Raw genomic sequence first — 3734 nt, 5'->3', positions numbered from 1 at the left:
GGCTTGCACCCTCCTGACCCTTGTCAAGAAACGGGTGGCGAGGCCGGCCTTTGGCGGCTTCAATGCGGCCATGTTCATCACCCTGGCCAAGAATCTGAAATCCACGCCGCTGCAAGCCGCCGACGATCCGCGCTGGGCGCGAATCGTCGCGCGCGACAAGTCGGCCGACGGCGCATTCTGGTATTCGGTGGCGACGACCGGTGTCTATTGCCGGCCTTCCTGCCCGTCTCGGCGCGCCAATCCGAAAAATGTGCAATTGCACGACACGCTCGATCAGGCCAGGGCCACCGGCTTTCGCCCGTGCCGGCGCTGCGACCCGGATGGCCCGTCGCTCGAGGCCGGCAACGCGGCGATGGTCGCCGCTGCTTGCCGCAGGATCGAGCAGAGCCAGGAAGAACCGTCGCTCGCTGAACTGGCTGATGCCGCCGGCCGCAGCGCCGGTTATTTCCATCGTATCTTCAAGGCGGCCACCGGGCTGACACCGAAGGACTATGCCGCCGCGCACCGCGCAGCCAGGGTTCGTCAGGGCCTGGAAGACGGCGCCAGCGTGACGACGGCGATCTACGATGCCGGCTTCAATTCGAGCGGACGTTTTTATGAGAAATCCACTGGCATGCTCGGCATGACGCCGACGCGCTATCGCGCCGGCGGCGCCGATGAAGAGATCCGCTTCGCCGTCGGCGAGACCTCGCTCGGCACCATCCTGGTCGCGTCCAGTCAAAAGGGCGTCGCCTCGATCCTGCTCGGCGACGATCCTGACGCACTGGTGCGCGACCTGCAGGACCGTTTCCCCAGGGCACGGCTAATCGGCGGCGATCACGACTACGAGGCGCTGGTCGCCCGCGTCGTCGGTTTCGTCGAAGTTCCGGCGCTCGGTCTCGATTTGCCGCTCGACGTGCGCGGCACGGCGTTCCAGCAGCGCGTCTGGCAGGCCTTGCGCGACATCCCCGCCGGCCGCACGGTTTCCTATGCCGAGATCGCGCGGCGCATCGGCTCACCGAAGGCGACCCGCGCCATCGCCGCCGCCTGCGCCGCCAACAATCTTGCCGTCGCCATTCCCTGCCACCGCGTGACCCGCAGGGATGGCGCCCTGTCCGGCTACGCCTGGGGCGCGGAGCGCAAGCGCGCGCTGCTGGAGCGTGAGGCCGGCGAATCTGACAGCGCCTACCGATCCGCGCGGAGATGACGGCCAAGCATGCGCGCGATGGCAAGATCTCATGACAGCGTCACCAATCGGACAGCTCGCACCACCGCCGCCGGCAACCGCGCGAAGTCCCATGTCATGGCCGCCATCGGCGGGCTGGTCGATGAGGGTAAGGCTGAGTGGAACCACACCGCAACCGGCGACATCGAGCTGCGCCTGCTGAGCGGTGAAGTGTTCGTGCTCGGCGAGGTGTCGGTCACGCGTGTCGAATGAGCATGCTTGGCTGAAGTGCGGACGGTTCAAAATCAGCACTCTATGGCGCGCCCCTCTGTCCTACCGGACATCTCCCCCACAAGGAGGGAGATTGGCAGTTCCGGCGCCGGCTCTCGTCCTGCAACGTTGGAGATTGGCGAAGGCGGTGGTGACAGCCAATCTCCCCACCCGTGGGGGAGATGTCCGGTAGGACAGAGGAGGGCGCCATAGAGCACCTACCTTTGCGCCTTTCAGGCAGATTTGAATTTGAAAGCAAGCACCGGAGTGAGACACGGCCGACACCGTGGCTAGGGTTCAGCCACAAACAAAGGAGTGAAGGCAATGAACCTTATACAAACCACTATGCCGATGGCCGCCTGCAACGTCGCCGCCCTCGGCACCATCGCCTATGCCATCGGCGAATCCCCCATCGGCAAAATCCTGGCGGCGCGCAGCGATATCGGCGTCTGCGCCATCCTGATCGGCTCGGATGCCGACACACTGGAGCAGGATCTCGCCAACCGCTTCCCAGGCAAGATACTGGCCAAGGACGAGGCCGCACTGCGCGACGATCTCGCGGCAATCGCGCGCTTCATCGAAATGCCCGGCGTCGGCTTCGACCTGCCGCTCGACCTGCGCCACGGCACGCCATTCCAGCAGCGCGTGTGGGAGGCGCTCCGAGGCATCCCGTGCGGCGGCACCATCACCTACACCGCGCTCGCCCGGCATATCGGCCAGCCGAACGGCGCCCGCGCCGTGGCGACGGCCTGTGCGGCCAATGCAATCGCGCTGGGCATTCCCTGTCACCGTGTTGTCCGCGCCGCCGGCACGCTGTCGGGCTACCGCTGGGGCGTCGAGCGCAAGCGCGCCCTGCTCTACAAGGAGGCTACGATATGAATGCCCATGCCAAGGTTGCCGCATCGGCGGTTGAAGCTGCTCAGACACGTGTTGCTGATTACGACTGGCCCGCCCTTGCCGCCGAACTGGACGGCTTCGGCTGCGCGGTGATTGAAAAGCTGCTGTCGCCCGAAGAGTGCCGACAGATCGCCGACCTCTATCCCGAGGAGAAGCATTTCCGCAGCCACATCCATATGGCCAGGCACGGCTTCGGCAAGGGCGAGTACCGCTATTTCCGCTATCCCTTGCCCGACCTCCTGGGTGGCCTGCGCAGCGCGCTCTATCCCAGGCTGGCCGAGGTCGCCAATCGGTGGAACGAGCGCATGGGGCAGGCCATGCGCTATCCCACGACGCATGCCGCGTTTCTCGAGCAGTGCCATGCCGCCGGCCAGACACGGCCGACGCCGCTGCTGCTGCAATATGTGCCTGGCGACTTCAACTGCCTGCACCAGGATCTCTATGGCGATCTCGCCTTTCCGCTGCAGGTGGCGATCCTGCTCTCCGAACCGGGCCGGGATTTCACAGGCGGCGAGTTCGCGCTGACCGAGCAGCGCCCGCGCATGCAGAGCCGAGTCGAAGTGGTGCCGCTGCGGCAGGGCGACGCCGTTGTGTTCGCCGTCCACAACCGGCCGGTGCAGGGCACCAAAGGCAACTACCGCGTCAATCTGCGCCACGGCGTCAGCCGGCTGCGCTCAGGCATGCGCCACACGGTAGGGATTATTTTCCACGATGCGAAGTGAGCAGGGAGAAGATGGAGGTTCCCCTCACCCCGCCGGTGCATAACGGCTGACCACCATGCCGCAGGCATAGGCCTTCGAGCCGAGCAGCCGCAGGTTCCTAAAACCGCCCTGATCAAAAACCCGGCGGCCCGCCCCCAGCACCGCCGGGTTGACGAACAGCTGGAACTCGTCGACCAGCCCGGCCGCGATCAGCGCTGACGCGAAACCGGCGCCGCCGAACACGGCAATGTCGCCACCCTCGCCCGTCTTCAGCGCGTTGACCTCGCGCGGCAGGTCGCCGCTGGCCACACTGGTGCGCTCCCAAGCCGGCTCCCAGGCCGATTGCTTGAGCTTGTTGCTGAGCACCACCTTGCGGGCGTCGACGATGCGCTGCGCAAAGGCGTAGAACGGATCGTGCGGAAACTTCTTCGCCGCAGTGCCCCAATGGGTGAGGTAGCCCTCCTGTGCCATTTTGCGGCTGAGCAGGATGGTATCGACGCCTGCGAAGACAGCGTTGAAGTCCTGCTTCAGCGCATCGTCCCAGGCGCTCTCGTCACCCCACTCCCAGAGCTGCCAGGAATGGTCCTCGGTGGCGCCGACAAAGCCGTCGACCGATATCTGCATCTGCAGGACCAGCTTTTTCACCGTCATTCTCCTCACGGCCATCGCAAAATAGTTTACATTTGGAACCGTTGACGCAAGGCCAAAACGATGTCAATAGT

At 65.3% G+C, this 3734-nt stretch carries 5 protein-coding genes; 4 read left to right on the top strand and 1 reads right to left on the bottom strand.

The genetic code is table 11. The features are described 5' to 3' along the window. The first annotated feature begins 70 nt into the window (after positions 1 to 70). From ada to EN906_RS26310, 4 genes are all read left to right on the top strand, one after another. On the top strand, positions 71 to 1186 hold the full coding sequence (gene ada, locus EN906_RS26330; protein ID WP_164748794.1) for a bifunctional DNA-binding transcriptional regulator/O6-methylguanine-DNA methyltransferase Ada: 1116 nt from the start codon (positions 71 to 73) through the stop codon (positions 1184 to 1186). Between the two features lie 18 nt (positions 1187 to 1204). Continuing rightward, the gene (locus EN906_RS26325) at positions 1205 to 1417 is read left to right on the top strand and encodes a hypothetical protein (protein WP_236382747.1); all 213 of its coding nucleotides are present in this window, start codon (positions 1205 to 1207) and stop codon (positions 1415 to 1417) included. Between the two features lie 321 nt (positions 1418 to 1738). Then, positions 1739 to 2293, top strand: a complete 555-nt coding sequence (locus tag EN906_RS26315; RefSeq protein ID WP_127272377.1) for a methylated-DNA--[protein]-cysteine S-methyltransferase — start codon at positions 1739 to 1741, stop codon at positions 2291 to 2293. Beyond that, positions 2290 to 3033 carry a 2OG-Fe(II) oxygenase gene (locus tag EN906_RS26310; RefSeq protein ID WP_127272378.1) on the top strand — a complete coding sequence of 248 codons (744 nt, stop codon included), beginning with the start codon at positions 2290 to 2292 and terminating at the stop codon, positions 3031 to 3033. The genes EN906_RS26315 and EN906_RS26310 overlap by 4 nt, the downstream gene beginning before the upstream one ends. Before the next feature lie 24 nt (positions 3034 to 3057). Here the strand turns inward: EN906_RS26310 and EN906_RS26305 are convergent, their stop codons facing one another. Next, on the bottom strand, positions 3058 to 3657 hold the full coding sequence (locus EN906_RS26305; protein WP_127271659.1) for a dihydrofolate reductase family protein: 600 nt from the start codon (positions 3655 to 3657) through the stop codon (positions 3058 to 3060). Positions 3658 to 3734 lie beyond the last annotated feature (77 nt).

This window comes from Mesorhizobium sp. M7A.F.Ca.CA.004.06.1.1 (genome assembly GCF_003999135.1).
In the GTDB taxonomy this organism is placed as follows: Bacteria; Pseudomonadota; Alphaproteobacteria; order Rhizobiales; family Rhizobiaceae; genus Mesorhizobium.
Note: the sequence above shows the minus strand (reverse complement) of the source record. Positions and strands in the feature narration are given on the sequence as shown.

What these genes read in the sequence shown, in the direction of transcription:
- ada (WP_164748794.1), top strand. Translation starts at nt 71, where the DNA reads ATGTTCATCACCCTGGCCAAGAATCTGAAATCCACGCCGCTGCAAGCC.
- EN906_RS26325 (WP_236382747.1), top strand. Translation starts at nt 1,205, where the DNA reads ATGGCAAGATCTCATGACAGCGTCACCAATCGGACAGCTCGCACCACC.
- EN906_RS26315 (WP_127272377.1), top strand. Translation starts at nt 1,739, where the DNA reads ATGAACCTTATACAAACCACTATGCCGATGGCCGCCTGCAACGTCGCC.
- EN906_RS26310 (WP_127272378.1), top strand. Translation starts at nt 2,290, where the DNA reads ATGAATGCCCATGCCAAGGTTGCCGCATCGGCGGTTGAAGCTGCTCAG.